Source organism: Heyndrickxia sp. FSL W8-0496, from assembly GCF_038007825.1.
Lineage (GTDB): Bacteria > Bacillota > Bacilli > Bacillales > Bacillaceae_C > Heyndrickxia > Heyndrickxia oleronia.
The window spans coordinates 3380618-3401705 of record NZ_JBBOXX010000001.1; the positions used below are offsets into that span (position 1 = coordinate 3380618).

Consider the following 21088-nt stretch of genomic DNA (forward strand, 5'->3'; position numbering starts at 1 on the left):
AGCTTTGATCAAAAAAGAACAAATAATTTTTGAAAATGACCTTTTGGGGATAGAAAAACTATTCTCGATTCATGTAAAATAGGTTTTGCACAAATAAACACCATTTGAGGCTGTTTAATATAAGGGGATCCTTTATAAACAGCCCTACATATTTAAAATTTTTAATGAGAGTAACTAACATATTGCTTAATTAGTAGAAAGGGATAAACATCTATGTACCACATCATTATACTAAAGAACAAATATTCCTATAAGTTTTGGGGGCGGATTGCATGATTCAATCTGCAGCACCAAAAAGAAGATATATTCTAGGTCTGGACGGACTTCGCGCATTAGCGGTACTTTCAGTCATTTTCTATCATCTAGGCTTTAAATGGGCTAGTGGTGGATTTTTAGGAGTTGTCGTTTTCTTCGTCCTCTCTGGTTATTTAATAACCGATCTCCTCGTTGAAGAATGGGACCGACATCAACACATTCACTTGAAAAAGTTTTGGCTAAAAAGGGCTAAACGTCTTCTACCAGCTATTTTCCTGTTACTGTTAATTTTAATTGGTTGGGTAAGTCTTTTTGATCGATCCTTTCTTCACTCATTGAGAGAGGATTGTCTTGCAGCATTATTTTATTTTAGTAATTGGTGGTATATATTTCACAACCAATCCTATTTTGATAGTTTTGCCAATCCATCACTACTCAATCATTTTTGGTCACTTGCTGTAGAGGAGCAATTTTATCTAGTCTGGCCATTATTACTAATGCTTGGATTTCGTTTCATTCCGAGACGTCTCCTTTTCCTATTGATTGTTATTGCAGCAACAATCTCTGCAATAGCAATGGGAGTCTTGTATCAACCTGGCTTGGATCCAAGTCGAGTCTATTATGGTACCGATACCCGTGCTTTTTCACTTTTAATTGGAGCGGCACTAGCATTATATTGGCCTAGTCAGAAGCTTGCTTTTGACATTCCAAAAGGATTAAAATATTTCCTAAACACTATTGGAGCAGTAGCACTATTAGTAATTCTATTCATGCTTTGGAGGACCAATCAATATGAAAGCTTCCTCTATCGTGGTGGGATGGTTCTTGTTTCTCTTATTACTGCCATACTCGTTGCGGTATTAGTGCATCCTGCTAATAGTATTAGTAAACTTTTTAGTATTAAACCATTACAATGGTTAGGAATACGCTCTTATGGGATATATTTATGGCATTATCCTATTATTACCTTAACTACACCTCCAGTGAATACCGATGGAATATCACTAATTAGAGTATTGATTCAACTAGTACTCATTATAGGTCTATCAGCGTTATCCTATAAATATATAGAAAATCCGATTCGACGTCATGGATTTTCAAACTCATTTAAGAAGATGAAAAATTGGTTTGAGGATCATCACATCTCCTTTGCTCGCGTAGCAACATTAGCTGGGGCCATTCTCATATTAATGATTTCCTTAGTCGTTGTATCAAATGAACCTTCAGCAAGTGGTAATAAAAAAGAATACACTAAAGCAGCCATGAAAGAATTTGACCCAAAAGAACCTATTAAACAAATAAAAAATAAACCTATTGAAAAAAATGAAAAACAACAACATCAAGACGTTGAGAGTGAAAATAGTAAAGAAACAACTAGTAGCAAGACTGAAAATACAAAAGAGGAAAAACAAACTGTTACTGATTTGAAAGATATCCATACAACAGCTATTGGAGATTCTATACTACTTGATGTAGCTCCATTTTTAAAAGATAAAATTCCTTCAATAACTGTTGATGCAGAGGTTGGAAGGCAAATGTACCAAGCTATTCGTATTGTTGAACGTATGGTAAAAAACGGAAGTTTAGGTGATGCGGTTATTATCGAGCAAGGGACAAATGGGGCATTTACAAAAGATCAGCTCGAATCCATGATTCAAACAATCGGAAACGATAAACAGATCATTTTAGTTAACACCCGGGTCCCACGTCCTTGGGAATCAGTAGTGAATTCAACCTTAAAAGAAGTTGCTCCTAAATATTCGAATGTCACATTAGTAGATTGGTATACAGCAAGTAAAGGACATAATGAGTATTTTGCTCCAGATGGAGTCCATTTAAATAAATCAGGCTCTCAAGCATATGCTACTCTCGTACTTAATAAGATAAAAAAATAAGCCCCACTATGGAGCTTATTTTTTTGTTCTTATAAATGATTTAATTTTTGTACATGTTTTTTTAATTCTTTTAATAACGATCTTCTAGTGAAAATTCCTGCAAAATAGCCCTCTTGATCTTCGACACATAAAAACGGATGATCTATCAGTAGACCTAAAGCTTTTTCAAAATGATCATCAATTTTTAATCTTGGAATTTTTACTGTCATAACATCTTCTACTTTTTTTTCACTTAATTTTTCAAATTCAATTCGTTCTAAGCCTAAAATAGATTCAGTAATTAAAGATGAACTAATGAGTCCATGTAGTTTGTATTTTGCATCTAATACTGGTATAGCTGAATAGCCGCTTTTTGTAAGTACTAATAATGCATGTTCTAAACTATTTCCCACTTGAACATGTGCAACTTTTTCTGAAGGAATCACGAAATCCATGATTTTCGGTTCTAAAAATTCATTACTTTGTAAGGAAATCATTGTAAAACTCCCTTGTTATGTTTTAAGGTTTCCCTCCCTTATTTTATCATAAGAACATCAACTTTGAACGAATTAACATTTTAATTATTGGCTCTTTTTTTTTAACATTGATACAATTTAAGTAAGTTTCACCCTAAAAGCTATCTGTTAAAAGACCCCTACATCTTTCATTTCAATAAAAAAAGAGCTGCAAACTCAATAAGAGCCGCAAGATCCTTTTGGGTGTAAAAGCCGGCAATTTGGCTTTTACAAAAGCAACAAACTATACTAAAAACAGCCAAATATTTGAATTTTATTGTCTATAGCTATTTTTAGATAAAAAAATAAAGAGCCTTTAATTAGGCTCTAGGATGGGTTCTTCTCTTCTTGTACTAAATCAAAAATTTCTATAGCGGTAATATCAATATCATCAAATTGATATTTGTTTACTTTTTTATCTTCATCATATTCCTCTAATTCAAAGGTATCTGTCGCTGGAAAAAACTTTACTTGACATAATGTTTTTCCATTTACCTCAAATCTGCGTTGTTGTATCTCACCTGTATCCTTTGCATCCTGCATCGCTTTTAATCTTTGGATAATTCCTAATAGTTGAGACATAGTAAACTCCTTTCTGTTTAACACCATCACCAATTAAGTCACCGGTTTATCATAACCTATACGAGTGACGATTACCACCCTTAATACTTACGAAAAAACAATTTTTATTTTGCCATTATTACGGCTATTTGATTATACTGTCATGTTTATCATTTATTATAACTTATATTCTTATCATTCCCGAAACTAAAATTCTAACTACTAATTTCTTTATTCTCCAATAAACAAGGGGTAAAATTAAATATATACATATATAAACTATTTGAGGAGGAATAAAATGAGCATAATCGATGTTAATGAACGAATTAAACTAATTGATTTATTCGATCTTGGTATGAGTGAGAGAACTGGTTCATTTGTAATTCTTGAAGACTCAATAACGTTAATTGAAACCTCCGCTAGTCCATCCATTCCATATTTAAAGCAGGGCTTAAAAGAATTGAATATTGAGCTTGATCGAATAAAATTTATTATTCTAACACATATACATCTTGATCATGGAGGTGGTGTGGGACTATTCCTACAGGATTGTCCAAATGCAAAAGTTGTGGTTCATCCAAAGGCCGCGAAGCACCTGGCTGATCCAAGTAAATTAGAAATGGGTGCAAGGGCTGTATATGGGAATCAATTTGATCAACTTTTTAAGCCTATACTACCTGTTCCAAAAGAAAGGATAATGGTCAAAAATGATGGTGAAACACTGCAAATTGGCAAAAATACTTGTTTGACATTTTATGATACTCCTGGTCATGCCAGACATCATTTCAGCATTTACGACCCTGTATCAAATGGAATGTTTACAGGTGATACCGCAGGGATTTATTATTGGATGTTAAAAGAACTTGGCATTGATCTTTATTTACCAACAACTTCACCAAATCAGTTTAACCCAACAGAAATGTTACATTCGATTAAGCTTTACCGTGAAAAATCACTCAATTATCTTTATTTCGGTCATTTTGGTTATACAAAACAAGTTGAATTTGCTTTGAATGAGGTAGAAAGATGGATAGAATTCTTTGTTGATTGTGGACGAAAGGGTTACTTCTATAGTGAGATGGACGAAGAAAGAATAGAATATACTTATATAAGACTCAAAGAAGGCATTATAAATGAGTTATTTAAACAACAAGTGCCGAAAGAACACAAAATTTTCAAAGTAATTGATCTTGATTTGAAAGTTTGCTCCATGGGATTAATTGATTATTGGAAAAAAGAAGTCACAAATAGATAGTAACCTTCAATTTAAAAGGAAGGTGAACCATCTTATGGCCACCTTCCTTCATTATATAATTGGGTGAAAGCTACTATTGAATAAATGTTTCCATCCTAAGAAAAAAGGATTCTCAGCAAACAAAGCTACTGTATTCTTATTAAATCCAGTTTTATCTGATTCATTCATTTTATTTATTAGTTCAATCGGTAGATCATAAAGGACATTCTCCACCTTCCACTTCCCATCTTCATTAACCAAACAAACACCTTGATATTTAGATGTATATAGAACAGGCCCCTCATTATCTAGGTTACGTTTTTCTAAAACATAATATTTATTATTATAATGGACGACTTTCGTATATTGATCATAAGAAAAAAAAGGAATATAATATCGTGCAAAATCGGTTCCAAACGTTTGATACCCATAATTGGTTTTTACTAAATTTTCTTTAAGGAACTTTTGCATAAATGAACTTGTAAAATAGGGAATTAACATTTCATGAATTTCCTTCAAATCCCGCTCTTTTTCACTTAATTTAACTTGTGCATCCAAAGACTTTTTAACTATTTCTTTAATCGTTGAATCCGTCCCCACCATTGTTGATGCATGAGATGCTTGTCCCAATGTCAGAAAAAGCATAATGGAAAAAATGGTAGCCATAATTCGCATATTCATCCTCCTCTGTTTGCTTTTTTTCTTCTCCCATTGTAACAACAGAAATTTGTCGATATGAAAGAAACCGTTCGTATTTTTAATACAATTACTGACATGTTTTACTATTTTCTTTACCCTATTTTCCAAAATAAAAAACGGAGCTGTCTGAAAATATTCAAACAGCTCCGTCATATCAATTAGAATAGGTTAGAAATAATCTCTTTTGGAACAACTACACGCACAGTGATTAGTGGGTTAACAATTTGACTAATTTGCAGATCACATACTGCACTCAATAATCGATAGGAATCATTAAAAGATAAGGCTAGCTTTTTCTTAAATAGATGAACAACTGCCTCCATTCCTTGATTAGATGCTTCCTCAAAAGTTTTCGCTGAAGAAATAAACATAAATGAATCGGTTGTTTCAACAATAGGCATAGGAATGTTTAGATTGCTTTTTGATAAGCTCATCGTCACTTTCCCACCAATCTCTATACCAGAGCCATTTAATTCACCATCACCCATTGAAGCATGTAAATCACCTAATGCCAACAGGCCACCATCATGAAAAACAGGTAGGTATAGTTTATTTCCGGTCGTAATCTGTTTTGTATCCATATTACCACCATGATCCCCAGGTGATTCACTGAGAATTTCTCCTTCTAAAGGAGCTACCCCGATTACACCAATCATCGGCTTTACAGGAAGAGCAATCTCTTCATTAAATTCTACCTTTCCAGAACTTACATGAAATATTCTTGTATCTGTATGTTTAACTAAGTCACCAAGGGGACCCATTCCAGGATATAGAACCATAACACCATATTCATCTAATTGAATATCCAGAATGTCAATACAAAGAGTTTCACCTTTTTGTAAATCATTGATAAAAATGGGACCTGTAGCTGGATTGATATAGTCTATATTTATTTCTGTACGTAATTGATCTGGACTCGTTATTGCTCCACCGTAACAATCGTTTGTTTCAACTTGAAAAATTTCTCCCATATTGACTGAATATGAAGGTTTGTGTTTGGCAGAAAAACTGGTTATCACATTCTCTTTATTAAATATTTTCAATCATACCCCTACCTTTTTATCCGTTTTCATATTCATTGTTAATAACGAAGGACAAAAATACTACTCTTCAGATATTTCACAGCCTTCATCCGTACAATATTCACTCTTTGATGTATTAATTATTTTTAATGATTTTTTCTCGTTTTCTTCTTCCCATACCATATTTAAGGCTTTAATAAAAGTTTCAGTTGGTTGGGCACCTGAAATGGCATATTTTTGATTTAGTACAAAAAAAGGAACACCAGTTATCCCAATTTGCTTGGCTTCCGCTTCATCTTGACGTACCAACTGACCATATTCTGAGCCCTTGAGTACATTTAATGTACGTTTACGATCCAAACCAATTTCTTCAGCAAGGTCCGCCAATATTTCAATATCACTAATCTTTTTTGAATCGGTAAAATACGCCTTAAGCAGTCTTTCATTCATTTCTTGTGCCTTACCATGTTCCTTAGCAAATTTAGCTAAGCGATGGGCATCAAAGGAATTAGTTGGTATCATCGTATCGAAATGATAAGTTAACCCTACATCTTTTGCTTGCTGACCGACATTCTCATTCATTTGTTTTGCTTGTTCAATGGACATGCCATATTTTTTAGCAAGGGCTTCATGTATATTTAGATCATTATCATTTTTGGTAGTTGGATCCAATTCAAAGCTTCGAAAAACCAGATCAATTTGTTCTTTGTGAGGAAATTCTTGAATTGCCTCCTCCAAGCGTCGCTTCCCAATATAACAAAACGGACATACATAATCAGACCAAATTTCAATTTTCATTAATAAAACATCTCCTATCACTTTCATAGTACATGTGTATGAAAGAAACCTAACTACGACCTCTTCATTTTTTCTATCATATCACTCATACACATTAATTATCACGCAAAGTGCTTAAGGATAAGAAAAATGCATGTACCTTTTCATGATTCTAATATAATCCGTGAAAAGTATTCTTGTTTTGATTTCACAACAGGAGGATTCATTTTTAAAGTCCTAAATATTGAAATTAGGCAAAATACAAATGATTTTCATTCTAAGATGGAGAGTTACAGTAACTTCAAATCAAAAAGGGAATTGATTTAACCATTGACCACCATCCATCGTAATGCATTCCCCATTTATATATTCTGCTTCATCTGAAAATAGAAAATAAGCAAGTCCTGCAATCTCTTCTGGCTTTCCTAATCGACCAAGTGGGACGCTTTTCAAAGTTCTTCTTGCCGCTTCTTCTGATTCCCAAAGCTTGTCAGCACCACCTGTTCTTTCAATCGGCCCTGGAGCTATAGCATTTACACGAATTCCATATTTCCTTCCCCATTCTACTGCAAGTGTCCTTGTTAATGACAATACTCCTGCTTTAGCAGCTGCGGAATGGGCAACACCTACCCCAGCATTCCAAGCATATGTTGCCACCATATTGATGATACTTCCTTTCATTTGACGTTCAATCCAATAATGTCCTACTGCACGTGAACAATAGAATGTCCCATTGAGCACAATATTAATAACTGAATTCCAGCCATTGACCGATAAATTTTCTGTATGTGTAATAAAATTCCCTGCAGCATTATTAACAAGAAAGTCAATTCTACCAAATTTTTCGTCTACTTCCTTCACCATTCTATCGACATCATCAGGGTTTCTGACATCCATTTGTACTGTTAATATATTCGATTGAATCTTTAAAAGCTCGTTTTTTACTTTATCCAATCTTTCTAAGTTTCTACCAGTAATTACGACATTTGCTCCTTCTTTTGCAAAGCGATATGCCATATATTTTCCCATCCCACTAGAACCACCAGTTATAATTACAACCTTATCTTTCATTTTTTATACCTCCCAGCTAATATGAATGAATACTCACTCATATTGTAACATGTAATGACTGAAATTTATGAAACTTTATACAAAAAAAAAGAGCTTTAACACTCTTTTTACTTATCTTCCATTTTATTTAGCAATGATTCATTCAATCTACTTAAAGATCGAATAATTGTTTTCTTGCGATGATATCCTTTAACTGTTATCGTAATATCATTATATTCAGTGTATACTTGACCCCATGATCCAGATGGTGAAAATCCATACGCATATATTTTAATCATTCCTGTTTCAGTAGGTAGAAATATTGCATCCATTTGTTCATGTATTTTCATTTTTAAACTCCTCTCTTTGATAAGTAATGAATGAAAAAAATCGAATAGTATTATATATTATATGAAGGAACTCTTGTCATCATTTTTACTATTTTTTTAAAGTATATGAGTAACAGCAACTATTTTCATAACAAAGGTAATGAATACTATAATTTGAATATACATTTAATAGAATCATATTTCAATGATAAAGGAGAGAAGCACCTAGCGAAAATTATGGTAAGAATTTATAAAGAGCATCAAAAGACAATTGTGCGTCTCATATGCCTATAAGTCTTTCGAGAAGAAAATTTCTAAAAAAAGGACTTGGTACAATCCTATCACTAGTTGGAATAGGTAGTGGGGGATATATTTATTCTAGATATATTGAACCAAGAAGACTTGAAGTTAAACATATTACAGTAAAGCATAATAAAATTCCTTTAAGCTTCGATCAAATGAACATTGTTCAATTCAGCGATACACATCTTGGCTTCCAGTATACTCTTGATCAACTGGAAGATCACGTGAACAGGATTAATTCATATAATCCAGATATCGTTTTTTTTACTGGAGATTTAATGGACGAGCCCAACCACTTTCCATATATAAAAAAAATACCTCCTATTTTAAATCAAATACATGCACCTTTTGGAAAATTTGCTGTGTATGGAAATCACGATCACGGTGGTTATGGAACTAATATATATATGAATACTATGAAGAATTCTGGATTTAGTGTTTTACGTAATGAAGGCACTACTATACAGCAAAAAGATGGATCTAAAATTCATATTGCGGGTATTGATGATGCTATGCTAGGTACTCCGAATCTAACCCAAGCACTAAAATCTACTCCGAAGGATGCATTTCAAATTCTTCTATCACACGCACCTGATTTAGCAGATGCAGCTTCAACCTATAATGTTGATTTTCAAATAAGTGGACATAGCCATGGTGGACAAGTACAAATTCCTTTTTTTGGTGCACTGATAACGCCCCCTTATGGAAAAAAATATCCTGAAGGTGAATATCACCTTAATAATAGCTATCCACTATATTTATATGTTAATAGGGGATTAGGAACCACTAGATTACCCCTGCGTTTTTTATCTGTACCCGAGATTACGGTCTTCACATTAAAAGCAACCGACTATTAATGTAGCCGATTGCTTTTTTTATCGATTATTTATATTATTCACTACTGATTGAAAAGAAAGAAATCAATGCTCGTTTAGAAAAGCTAATCAATTTTCTTTTATTTTACTAGGCATATAAAACTTTTTGTTCAATTTCCTCTGCAGTAACAGGACGGCTGAAATAATAGCCTTGAGCTTTTTGACATTCTACGGAAACTAAAAATTGGACTTGATCTTTCTCCTCAACACCTTCAGCAATGACTTCCATACCTAAATTATGTGCCAGGTGAATAATCGTTTTAGTAATAGCAGCATCTTTTTCATTAATTTGAATTTCACGTACGAAAGACTGATCAATCTTCAAAATATCAATAGGAAAACTTTTCAAATAATTCAATGAGGAGTATCCTGTACCAAAATCATCGACGGAAATGATAACTCCTAATTCTTTTAAGCGCTGTAACATAGAAAGGGCTGCCCTCGTATCCTCCATCGCTCCTTCAGTTATTTCAATTTCCAATGAGGAAGCAGGTAATTGATTATCTATTAACGCTTGTTGAATGACCTCCGGTAAATTTGATTGTAGAAATTGTTTAGGTGATATATTTACAGCTATCCTTATATCTTGATGTCCTTTTTCTCTCCAGTTAGCAAGTTGTTGGCAAACACTATGAATAACCCATTCTCCAATAGGAATAATCAATCCTGTTTCCTCAGCTAAAGGAATAAACTGTCCAGGTGGCACATTACCAAATTTTCGATTTTGCCATCTTAATAATGCTTCAAACGTTTTAATTTTCCCCGTTTTCAAATGGACCTGAGGTTGATAATGCATAACAAACTCATTCATATCAATCGCTTTACGTAAATGTGATTCCATTAATATATAGTTTGGAAATGCTTCATTCATATCCGAACAATAAAATCTAAAATGACCTTTTCCTTTTTCCTTCACTTGGAGAAGTGCACTATCCGCATTTTTAATTAATGTTTCTGTATCGTGGCCATCTGTAGGAAACAGGCTAATTCCTATTGATGGCGTGACATAATAGTCTTGACCATTAATATTATATGGGACATGAAATAAATCTAATATACTCTGAGCAAACTTTTGGACTTCCCATTTTTCACTTTCGGCTAGTAAAACTACGAACTCGTCACCACCCAGTCGATATACACGAAAATTTGTAGCTGCTTTTAAATTTAATAGTCTATCAGCCGTTTCTTTTAATAATAAATCACCAGCTTGATGACCTAGGGTATCATTAAAATACTTAAAACGATCAATATCCATGTATAAAATGGCAAGATTTCGGTTTATCTTTTTTGAATTTATAATCTCATTTTGCATATGTTCCATAAGGGCTCTTCGATTCCACAATCCAGTTAAATGATCATGCATAGCCATATAATGAATCTTCTCTGTATTTTGCAATTTCTCAGTAAGATCACGAATAATGACATAAATTCCCACAACATGCTCATGGACAATAATTGGAACCGTTTTTAACTGGGTATTGATTTTACGATTACTCATTCCAAAGAACGTACAATCGGAAATCTCTTGAGGTTCCCCTTCAAGAGTTTTCTCCATCACTCCGTAAATTTTCGATACTCCATCCTTATCAATAAAATCATAAATCGACCGATCCACCAAATCTTGATGACCCCATCCTAAAAGCTTCTGACTAGCAGGATTAGCATTTAATATCCTACCTTTTTCGTTCACCGATAAAATGGCGTCTAAATTATGCACAATCAATGATTGATAAATCTCTTTTGATTCCATAAGTTGCTTTTTTTCAATAACTGTTGAAGTAATATCGCGTGTAATTGATACGATATAACTAATTTTTCCTTCATGGTCTTTAATTCCATTTAATCGCGATTCAAAACTTCTTTTCTGACCATCTTGATCTTCTATATCATCAGAATATACAATAACTTCTCCTGTATTTATTACCTGATTATAATAATGGTATAGATGGCTTGCACGATCCTCAGGCAATACCTCTTCCAAAGACTTCCCCATATCTTCTTGAGTTAAATTGGCATGCTCATATGCTTTTTCATTGGCAAAGGCATAACGAAATTTTTTTTCGGAATCCACTTTCATGATAAAAATCATGTCAGATAACTGGGTGAAAAAAATATCTTTAATCATCTTCTCTTCAAATTGATTATTAGGATGTTTCATATATTTTGTTATTGGTCTACTATTTATCTGATCCATACTCTCATCCTTTTTACCCCTGTTGTTCCAATCCATAAATGGAGAAGTTTGTGTATTGAAATTTTATCTATAACTTTTTTACTATCTATGTATTATGTCTATTTTACAAGGTATTTTTAGAAATGGGTAGGTTAAAATGAAAAAATATAACAAATTCTCATGATTTTGGAGTTAATGATCGACTTCACAGTAAAAGCACATATGCCTATCGAACGTACAACAAACTACAATAAAAAATACAACTTTAATTTCTGTTGTTTAAGGATATTCCTAAAAAGATAAAACGCATTGAGTTAGATGAAGAATGAACCAACTTAAAAATAAGAATGTATTCAAAAAAGGGCAATCCTATAAAAAGGAAAGCCCCATTTGCTAATATTATTTATTTGAGATAAATGGCCACCAATTTCCTTTACCAAGCGTTCTAACCATAACAGGTACAAAAAGTGGCAAAATAATAAATGCATAAAATAATAATCCTGATAATACAATCGTTGCTATTTGTAGCAAAGACATTACTCCTGATGGAAGCATAGCTGCAAATGTGCCTGCTAGGATAATTGCTGCTGAAATAATGACTGTACCCATATTTTTCATAGCTATAAGTAAGCCTTCCTTAATATCCAAATGGCGATATTCCGAAAACCGATCCATTAGAAATATTGAGTAATCTACACCTAAAGCCATAATGATAACAAAACCAAAAAATGGTACGGCCCAGCTAATACCAGAATGCCCTAGTATATTAACAAATATAAACTCTGTAATGGACACCGAAGAATAATAAGTTAATAGTAAAGAAGCAATTAAATAAATAGGCATGATTAACGAACGTAGTAAAATGATCAAAATCATGGTTATTCCAGCAATCATAAACATTACTGTTCGATTATAGTCTGAATTAGACATATTTTCGAGGTCATGATTCATACTTGTAATACCAGCTATCCCAATATGAGCATTTTCAAGCTTCGTCCCTTTTAAAGAAGAATGAATTGTATTTTCTATATCATCAACAGACCTCATTGCTTTATTTGAATATGGATTTTCATTTAATATTAAATCGATTGTCGTCACCTTACCATCTTCCGAAAGATACGTATCAAATACTTGTTGATACTCCTGGTCCTCCATCAATTCATCTGGAATATAAATACCAGAATTCTGGATTGTAGTTTCCTGAGACATTTTACTTAAAAATGAATTGGCATCATTAATTCCTGACTCAATCTTTCCTAATCCTTCTGCACTTTGATTAAGACCATTTGAAAGTTGATTCATTTGTCCATCTATGGGACTAAAGCCATTTTTAAGTTGTTTTTGACCATCTGCAATTTGTTTAAGTCCATTTGAGAACTCTGGCAATTTCTGAATGACTTGATTTTGACCTGAAGCAAGCTTCGTAATTCCAATATCTATTTGATCAAGACCTGTGATTATGGGATCAAACCCACTTGCGAACTTTGATAAACCAGTTATGATCTCATTTAATCCCGTATTCGCTTGTGATAAACCTGTACTCGTATTAGTAAGGTTTACATTTAACGTTTTTATTCCTGGAAGTAGTTGACTTTCAAGCTGACTAGAAATCCCTTGTACCGTTAATTTTATTTTCAGATAATCATTGTCAGATAATAATTCTGAGTATTTATTCTCTAAAGCTAGAAAATTATTATTTAAGTTTGTTAATTCATTACCAATAGATTCTAAACCAGGATAGATTTGATTGTTATAATTCTGTGAAAGAATAGCTATACCCTTTTGCATCTTTTGGTAATTAGTTAGAAGCTCATTCGCCCCATTTTTTAATTGGATAGCTTGTTTCTTTGCTTCGATTATTCCTGCTTTAATTTCATCTGTACCTGCCCCAGTTTTACGCATATTTGATTCAATTTGCGAAAGAGCATCTTGTAATCCTCCTAGACCAGATTGTAATTTTAAGGTGCCAGACTGTAGATCACCAATTCCATCTGTTGCTTCTTTTAATTTTGGAGTAGATTCTGAGAGTGATTTTGCTGCCTCATTTAAACCTTCTTTAATTGTTCCGATTCCATTGTTCCCTTTATTTAAACCGTCGCTTAGGGTATTTACTTGATTTTTAACATATAAATCTTCCATAAGGTCCCCTACAGGTCTTGTTGCGCTTCGAACCTTCTCCACTTGTTTTGTCAGGGAAAGTTCATTACTTAATTTTTCAATAATCGTTAAGTATTCTTTTGATTTTACTGATTCATCATTTTCAATCACAACTTTAATCGGCATCATTTCACCGGGACCAAAACTATTTGCTACCAGATTAAAAGCTTTCACTGATTCATATTCCTCTCCAATTTCATCTAAGGAATTAAACGAAAGATCACCATCATATGAAATGATCAGTGGAACAGTAAAAATTGCCACAATGCATAAAGCTATAAGCGGTCGAGTGATCGATAAATTCCCCATCCAGCCCCAAAGCTTACTTTGTGAATGTGAAATATTCCCTTTAATTGGCCAGAATAATTTCTTTTTTAAGGTAGCCATAAAAAATGGAACAATTGTAAGTAGTGAAATTAATAAAAATATTACTCCAATCGCAACTGCGGACGCAGATTGATATAATTTAAAACTTGCAAATCCGATCGATGCAAAGCCAATCATGACTGCTAAACCACTATATATTACGGTTTTCCCTGCACTTTTATATGTAGCCAAAATTGCACTTACTGTGTCATTACCATTTGAAAGTTCTTCCTTATAACGGCTAAGCAGTAATATACAATAATCTGTGCCAATCCCAAAAAGAACAGCAACTAGAAAAATTTGTGTAAAATTCGAAAGAGGAAAATTAAGCTTATCTACTAAGAATGCGACAACCGATTGACTAACAAGATAGGTCATCCCGACCGTTACAAGTGGAATAATAGGTGCAACAACCGAACGAAATACCAATATTAAAACGAGTAAAATGAATACGACTGTGATAATTTCTGTCTTCTTTAAACCGTTCTGTGAGCTTATTATTACATCTTCATTGATTAATCCGTCACCGGTCATCATCGTTTCAACATCTGGAGTTTTTATTGCTTGATTTAATTTATCACGAACATCCTGCACTTCTTTGTTTTCCATATCAACGGATAAAATAGTTAATATTGTCTTACCGTCTTTTGAAACGAGTTGGTTTTTTAAATCTTTTTGATCGAAGTGACTAGTAATTTCATTAATACCTAATTTTTCTTTATCATTTTTTAAATGATTAATTGTTTTCTCAATATTTATGGTCTGCTCAGTGTTCAATTTGCTTTTACTATGAAAAACTATGATAAAATCCTCAGAATGGGTATTTCCATTGGAATGCTTCTTCATAATGTCCTCTGCCAATGTTGACGGATAGCCATCAGGTACCGCTATTTGTCCTTTTTCACGAACAAGTTGTTCCATTCCAGGTGCGGTGAAAGCTAAGACTGCAGCTACAACAACCCACAGAGCCAATACAATCCATCTGAAACGCACGATTAATTTCATCCAGTAGACTCCTTCCTATCCTTCTGAATAATTGTCAGTATTTTTTCATAAAGATTAATAAACAATTCAAAATCCCTTGGATCTAATTCATTTAAGTATGATGAAACAAAGTTTTCAATTTTCGTTTCGCCATCTTTATAAACCCTTTGGCCCTTTTCTGATAGATGGAGATGAATATTACGTCGATCTTCTTGATCTCTTTCTCGAGTAATTAGACGTTTTTTTTCAAGCTTTTCAACTTTCATCGTAATTGCACTCTTATTTACTCCTAAAATTTCAGCTAATTCTGATGCTCTCATTGAATCTCGATGATACAAGATTCGTAATATAGCAAATTGCTCAAGCGAGAGGTCATTAAACACTTGATCAGACATAATAGAGGAAATTCTCTTTGTAGCAAATAAATACACATCTTCATAACGCTTGATTAACAATTTTACTTTATTTTTATCCAAATTTAGTTCACTCCCTAAACAATTGACAATATTAACTATATTTAAATCACTCTGAATTGTCAATATATTGAAAAAGCAAAATGGCTTGATCAAATTCGAGCTTACTTTTTTCCGCATATGTTCCAAAAAAAGATAGTTTACGGTATAAAACCCCTTTTTTGAATTACCCGCACAGTATACTAATGATTCCAAAAAAGACAGTTTGTCATACACTTTGCAATAAAATAAATAAGTAGTATAATAAGGACAATTACCTAATTGAAAGGAGTTCTTTGTTTGAGTTTGTATTCTTCCACAACCATACAACCTACAATTGTGAACCTCTCACAAGCGATATTCACTGTTAATCGCCATGCAAAAACAGCGACAAATCCAAAATATTTGTATAAATTAAAGAAAACAGCGATCGAAAAAATGCTTTTTCAAGGAAAAGCCAAAAAAATCGGACTGCATTTTTCCGAAAACCCTAAATTTAGTCAACAACAGTCTGATGTCCTTGTTCAATGTGGTGAATACTCTTTCCATATTCCCCCTTCAAAACAGGATTTTGAAGCACTTCCACACCTTGGCAAGCTAGATCATTCATCTAAGAACCCAAAATGTCGAATGCCCTTAAATCAAGCAAAACAACTATTGGAAAAATACACGGGACTGCAAGAAATCAATCATCGATCCAATTCCCAAAGAAAATATCCAAAGTCAACCAAACCTGTTTTCAAAAAATTAGGAGACAGTTATTAAAAAATGCTCTTTTCTTAAACAAAGTTGCTATTGAATGCTTTAAGTTTTAATAACAACCGAATGCACTCTATTTCACTGGGAAAAGAGCAGAAAACACCAAAAAAAGCACTACTATTAAAGCCCGCAGATGGTCATATATAAAGACAACAACCAATACGTAAAAAGCATAAAAAATGACTCCATCGTTGAACTGCACCTCCAATTGTGTCTAACAATTGGGGTGCAGTTCACGCATGAAGTCCTTTTCCTTTTCACTTGTAACAACTCTTTACTCTTCTAAAGAATATACTTATCCATTTTTAAAATTAATTCCATTATTTCTGGTTTACTTACTTGATCATCCGCTCCAACTATTTCTCCTTTATGTCTCAAGCTTTCTGTAATTAGTGAGGAGAAAATAATGACTGGTAATTTGGATAGTTGATTATCGTCTTTAATTTTTTTCGTTAAATGATGTCCGTCCATTTGTGGCATTTCAATATCGGTAATGACCAATTGAACCTCTTCTTCTATCTTCTTTCCATCTGAAACAATCGCTTCTAAATAGTTATAAGCATCCTTTCCATTTTCAAAAAACTCGACATTTTCATATCCTGCTTCTAATAAAGTATCATAAATTAATTTTCTTAAAAGTGCCGAATCCTCTGCAACAACAACTTTTTTAGAGGAACGTTCTCTTGTACCAAGCTTTTTAATTGTGTTTTTATTAATTCCGGTTTCGGGATTTATCTCTGTAATAATTCGTTCAAAGTCTAACATTAAAATCATATGATCATTTTGTTTAATCACACCGATAATTTGTGTCGTATCCCCTGAATACATATCTGAAGGTTTTTCAATCTGTCCCCAAGATATCCTATGTATTTGTGAAACATTATGTACGTGAAATACTACCTTTTGTTGATTGAATTCAGTAACGATATACTTTTCATTTTCTGTATTTGCTGAATTTCCAAGCTGTAATACCTTTTTCAAGTCCACCACAGGTAATACTTCTCCACGTAATTGGATGATTCCTTCAATATATGGATGTGAATGAGGAATAAATGTTACCGGAATTGGTAGAATAATCTCTTTTACCTTAATAACATTAATGCCAAATCTACTATGTCCAACTTCAAATTCAATAATTTCTAGTTCATTAGTCCCGCTATCTAATAATATTCCATTGCTAATTTCCATCTTCATACTTCCTCTCACTGATCAATCTACAGTTAATATACCATGAAAACCGACACACGTCTTTGCCATTTTTTTAGGAAGTTTTCTAAATCGAAGTTCCTATCTGTATGAAATATAAAAACGAACACTGAATTTACGGGTATTTTTAGCAATTAATAAATTTTCAACTAAAATAAAACAGGACTTTTTACCTAATTAATTTATCCTGTAATACTACTAGCACAGGATAAGTAATAAAAATATCGATGTCAAATAGTTAAGGGGCAACCCCAAATTACACTATCTAGCTTAAAACTCTACTCTAGACAATGTACATTAATGAGGTCACCCCTTAACTAGAACACTCTATTTAGAAGATGATAATTTTATCTCATCCTATTATTTAGCTTTTATAACATAAGTTCCAGCAATCATATCATGCAAGGCTTGCTTTTTTTCTGTAAACGCAGCAATAATATAGCCGATATAAAAAATACCAGAAAGAATCATTGCAAAATATCTACCTAATCCACGCCAAAAGGTAATACGATTGCCTTGGATATCTACAACCTTTAATCCAAATAGACGCTTCCCAGGAGTGGCTTGCATTTTGGATGATTGAAAACCAGCAAAATAAGCCATTGAACCGAATAGAGCAACCAAGCAAAAAATAAAATAAGTTGCTAAAAACGATACAACTTTTGGGCCTGATAATTCCGCTTCAAATTGAGAAGAAGTCGGATTTAAAAATACAATTTCACCTATAAATATCAATGAAAAAATGATCATAAAAATGGCCAAAGGGATACTTAAAATGATACCATCTATTAAATACGCACCAAATCTTATCCAAAACCCAGCATACTCTTTTTCTTGTTTTTCTAATCCTACGTCCACTACCATTCTCCTCCTATGATGAAAACAACGATGAAAATCTAAAATGGCATTATTCGTAGATAAAATAACCATTTCTATTATTTTTCTCTTATTCTATCATGAACATTATAAAGAGTCATGATAAAATATTGTAACAGACACATCTAGTATTTATCCAATTGACGAATCCAATAGTAAAAGCTCATTTGGAATGACTAGATAAATTCTTAATCCGAAATTTTTAAACCTCCTTAATCAGGAGTAAGTTTTAATGATTAAAAGCGTTAATAATTCATAAAGGGTGAAGATTATGGAGCACTTACTTAATAAAAATGTTTTAGATATTGAAATCTCTGGGATTAGAAAATTTTTCAATATGGTTAACGATATAGAAGATTTAATATCCTTCACAATCGGTCAACCTGATTTCCCTACACCTGAACATGTAAAAAAAGCTGGCATATCTGCTATAAAGAATGATTTTACATCTTATACACATAATGCAGGCTATTTAGAATTAAGAAAGGCTGCGAGTCAGTTTCTATCAATAAAATACGGCCTTAATTACCGTCCTGAAAATGAAGTGATTGCGACTGTGGGTGCAAGTGAGGCAATTGACATTACATTAAGAACCATTTTATCTGAAGGGGACGAGGTGCTATTACCTGGACCAATTTACCCTGGCTACGAGCCCCTTATTCGAATCTGTGGAGGCACACCAGTACATATTGATACAAGAGATAGTGATTTTAAATTAACTGCTGAAAAAATAAAACCATTTTTAAATAAACGAACAAAATGCATTATTCTACCCTACCCTTCAAATCCTACTGGAGTTAACTTGAATCAAGAAGAATTGAAGGATATTGCTACAATTTTAAAAGGTGAAAATATATTTATTATTGCTGATGAAATATATAGTGAGCTCGTTTATACAGATAAACACTATTCGATTGCAAACGAATTAAGGGACCAAACAATTGTTATTAATGGTTTATCAAAGTCTCACTCTATGACCGGTTGGAGAGTAGGCTTCCTCTTTGCGCCAGAATATTTATGTAAGCATATATTAAAGGTCCATCAATACAATGTATCATGTATCTCTTCCATTTCCCAAAAAGCCGCTTATGAAGCGTTAACAGCAGGAATCAACGATGCAGAGACAATGAAAAACGAGTATTTTGAAAGACGGGAATATGTAAGTGCAAGATTAATGAAGATGGGACTACAGTTTGTAAAGCCTGACGGTGCATTTTACTTTTTTGTGAAAGTCCCTAATCATTTGCAAACTACTTCCTTTGATTTCGCATTAAATTTAGCAATAAAGGGAAAGGTTGCTGTTGTACCTGGTAGTGCATTTTCAACATATGGAGAAGGATACTTCAGATTGTCCTATGCTTGTTCAAAGGAAGTACTTCAAATAGGTTTAGATCGAATAGAGAACTATTTAAATGCAAAGAACTAGAAGAAAGAGTTGTCCAGTAGGGATAGTTCCCCTATTAGACAACTCTTTTTCTTTCTATTGCCCTTTATATTTCCCGTTATTCTTTCCTGCTTTTTCCTTCTTGGCCTTATCTTTATGAATTTTATTTGCAGCTGCACTACCCATCTCATGAGCGAATTCCTCATTCAATACTGCAGAATCAAAGCCTTTTTTATTTTTTTGATCAGCATCATTTTTCTTTGTTCGTTTTGCCATTCATTCTTCCTCCAAACCGTTTTCAAGTTAGCTTCATTGATAGTTTGTTAAGGAAGACTCATTTTTATTCCCAATATTTTATCAATGCTTGTGTGCCACTATTTTCTTCTCCTAATTCTACTAATTGATCATACATCTTTTTAGCTAGAGCAAGGCCAGGCAACTCAAGATCCATCTTTTCAGCCTCTTCTAATGCAATTCCCATATCTTTAATAAAGTGCTTTATAAAAAAGCCAGGTGAATAATCATTTGCCAACATCCTCGGAGCATATGTTGTTAAGGAAAAACTTCCTGCTGCACCAGCACTAATCGATTTTAAAACTTTTTCAGGATCCAATCCTGCTTTTTTTGCATAGATGAGCGCCTCTGAAACACCGATCATATTTGTAGCTATGGCAATTTGATTACACATTTTCGTGTGCTGTCCAGCACCCGCTTCTCCTTGATACACAATATTTTTCCCAAAGCGTGATAGAATAGGTAGTACTTTGTCGTACACCTCTTGGCTTCCCCCAACCATAATTGTAAGTGTTCCATTTTTTGCTCCTATATCTCCTCCAGAAACTGGAGCATCTAAAGAATATAAGCCCTTTTCTTTTGCAGCTTGGTCAATCCTTTTAGCAAGCGTCGGTGTTGAAGTGGTCATATCTATAAAAATTGAATTCTTCTGGCCATTTTCCAATATTCCCTCTGAGCCGAAATACACTTCTTCAACATCAAAAGGATAGCCGACCATTGTGATAATAACATTTGAGTGCTTTGCCACTTCTTTTGGAGTATTGCACCAATGTGCCCCTTGCTCGATGAGTTCCATTGCTTTTTCTTTTGTACGGTTGTAAATCCATACATCATAACCAGCATGTAATAAATGTGAAATCATGCTTTTTCCCATAATACCAGTTCCAATAAAACCGATCATTGGCTTCATTTTGTTCAAAAGTCATTCCCCCATTTTCAAAAA

19 protein-coding genes are annotated in these 21088 nt (G+C 33.3%); 5 read left to right on the forward strand and 14 right to left on the reverse strand.

Annotated features, from left to right (window positions below):
* Positions 1 to 272 precede the first annotated feature (272 nt).
* Positions 273 to 2150, forward strand: a complete 1878-nt coding sequence (locus NST63_RS16990) for an acyltransferase family protein (RefSeq protein ID WP_341043029.1) — start codon at positions 273 to 275, stop codon at positions 2148 to 2150.
* A gap of 29 nt (positions 2151 to 2179) precedes the next feature.
* Here the strand turns inward: NST63_RS16990 and cbpB are convergent, their stop codons facing one another.
* On the reverse strand, positions 2180 to 2626 hold the full coding sequence (gene cbpB / locus NST63_RS16995; RefSeq protein ID WP_058002466.1) for a cyclic-di-AMP-binding protein CbpB: 447 nt from the start codon (positions 2624 to 2626) through the stop codon (positions 2180 to 2182).
* 345 nt (positions 2627 to 2971) lie between these two features.
* Positions 2972 to 3226, reverse strand: coding sequence for a YkuJ family protein (locus NST63_RS17000; protein ID WP_058002465.1), 255 nt, complete (start codon positions 3224 to 3226; stop codon positions 2972 to 2974).
* 277 nt (positions 3227 to 3503) lie between these two features.
* Between NST63_RS17000 and NST63_RS17005 the strand changes: the two genes are divergently transcribed.
* A complete protein-coding gene (locus NST63_RS17005; RefSeq protein WP_341043031.1) occupies positions 3504 to 4460 on the forward strand; it encodes an MBL fold metallo-hydrolase in 957 nt (318 codons plus the stop codon).
* Between the two features lie 51 nt (positions 4461 to 4511).
* Here NST63_RS17005 and NST63_RS17010 read toward each other — a convergent pair whose 3' ends face one another.
* The 5 genes from NST63_RS17010 to NST63_RS17030 all read right to left on the reverse strand — a co-directional run bounded on the left by NST63_RS17010 (position 4512) and on the right by NST63_RS17030 (position 8337).
* Positions 4512 to 5114 (reverse strand): DUF3993 domain-containing protein, encoded by a 603-nt coding sequence (locus NST63_RS17010; RefSeq protein WP_212942133.1) that lies wholly within the window; start codon positions 5112 to 5114, stop codon positions 4512 to 4514.
* Positions 5115 to 5296: 182 nt separating this feature from the next.
* On the reverse strand, positions 5297 to 6181 hold the full coding sequence (locus NST63_RS17015; protein ID WP_212942135.1) for an acetamidase/formamidase family protein: 885 nt from the start codon (positions 6179 to 6181) through the stop codon (positions 5297 to 5299).
* 60 nt (positions 6182 to 6241) lie between these two features.
* A complete protein-coding gene (locus tag NST63_RS17020) occupies positions 6242 to 6958 on the reverse strand; it encodes a DsbA family oxidoreductase (protein ID WP_341043034.1) in 717 nt (238 codons plus the stop codon).
* 285 nt (positions 6959 to 7243) lie between these two features.
* The gene (fadH, locus tag NST63_RS17025) at positions 7244 to 8008 is read right to left on the reverse strand and encodes a 2,4-dienoyl-CoA reductase (RefSeq protein ID WP_212942137.1); all 765 of its coding nucleotides are present in this window, start codon (positions 8006 to 8008) and stop codon (positions 7244 to 7246) included.
* Between the two features lie 107 nt (positions 8009 to 8115).
* Positions 8116 to 8337 carry a hypothetical protein gene (locus NST63_RS17030; RefSeq protein WP_242598114.1) on the reverse strand — a complete coding sequence of 74 codons (222 nt, stop codon included), beginning with the start codon at positions 8335 to 8337 and terminating at the stop codon, positions 8116 to 8118.
* 263 nt (positions 8338 to 8600) lie between these two features.
* Between NST63_RS17030 and NST63_RS17035 the strand changes: the two genes are divergently transcribed.
* Positions 8601 to 9476, forward strand: coding sequence for a metallophosphoesterase (locus NST63_RS17035; RefSeq protein ID WP_212942145.1), 876 nt, complete (start codon positions 8601 to 8603; stop codon positions 9474 to 9476).
* 106 nt (positions 9477 to 9582) lie between these two features.
* On the opposite strand, the gene NST63_RS17040 is transcribed toward NST63_RS17035, so the two are convergent.
* The 3 genes from NST63_RS17040 to NST63_RS17050 form a co-directional block, all read right to left on the reverse strand.
* A complete protein-coding gene (locus NST63_RS17040) occupies positions 9583 to 11688 on the reverse strand; it encodes a sensor domain-containing protein (protein ID WP_212942147.1) in 2106 nt (701 codons plus the stop codon).
* Positions 11689 to 12066: 378 nt separating this feature from the next.
* On the reverse strand, positions 12067 to 15195 hold the full coding sequence (locus NST63_RS17045) for an MMPL family transporter (protein ID WP_341043036.1): 3129 nt from the start codon (positions 15193 to 15195) through the stop codon (positions 12067 to 12069).
* Positions 15192 to 15650: a MarR family winged helix-turn-helix transcriptional regulator gene (locus NST63_RS17050; protein WP_341043039.1), complete on the reverse strand. Its 459-nt coding sequence runs from the start codon at positions 15648 to 15650 to the stop codon at positions 15192 to 15194. The genes NST63_RS17045 and NST63_RS17050 overlap by 4 nt, the downstream gene beginning before the upstream one ends.
* Positions 15651 to 15926: 276 nt before the next feature.
* Here NST63_RS17050 and NST63_RS17055 point away from each other — a divergent pair, with 276 nt between their 5' ends.
* Positions 15927 to 16391, forward strand: coding sequence for a YkyB family protein (locus tag NST63_RS17055; RefSeq protein ID WP_212942153.1), 465 nt, complete (start codon positions 15927 to 15929; stop codon positions 16389 to 16391).
* Positions 16392 to 16667: 276 nt separating this feature from the next.
* On the opposite strand, the gene NST63_RS17060 is transcribed toward NST63_RS17055, so the two are convergent.
* Positions 16668 to 17573, reverse strand: coding sequence for a chemotaxis protein (locus NST63_RS17060; RefSeq protein WP_212942154.1), 906 nt, complete (start codon positions 17571 to 17573; stop codon positions 16668 to 16670).
* A gap of 378 nt (positions 17574 to 17951) precedes the next feature.
* Complete coding sequence (locus NST63_RS17065; protein WP_373312596.1) at positions 17952 to 18449, reverse strand: RDD family protein; 498 nt, start codon at positions 18447 to 18449, stop codon at positions 17952 to 17954.
* Between the two features lie 289 nt (positions 18450 to 18738).
* On the opposite strand from NST63_RS17065, the gene NST63_RS17070 reads away from it, so the two are divergent.
* Complete coding sequence (locus NST63_RS17070; RefSeq protein ID WP_341043044.1) at positions 18739 to 19893, forward strand: aminotransferase A; 1155 nt, start codon at positions 18739 to 18741, stop codon at positions 19891 to 19893.
* Between the two features lie 54 nt (positions 19894 to 19947).
* Here the strand turns inward: NST63_RS17070 and NST63_RS17075 are convergent, their stop codons facing one another.
* Together NST63_RS17075 and NST63_RS17080 are read right to left on the reverse strand one after the other, a co-directional pair.
* On the reverse strand, positions 19948 to 20127 hold the full coding sequence (locus NST63_RS17075) for a hypothetical protein (protein WP_058002451.1): 180 nt from the start codon (positions 20125 to 20127) through the stop codon (positions 19948 to 19950).
* A gap of 64 nt (positions 20128 to 20191) precedes the next feature.
* Positions 20192 to 21055, reverse strand: coding sequence for an NAD(P)-dependent oxidoreductase (locus tag NST63_RS17080; RefSeq protein ID WP_341044212.1), 864 nt, complete (start codon positions 21053 to 21055; stop codon positions 20192 to 20194).
* Positions 21056 to 21088: the final 33 nt, after the last annotated feature.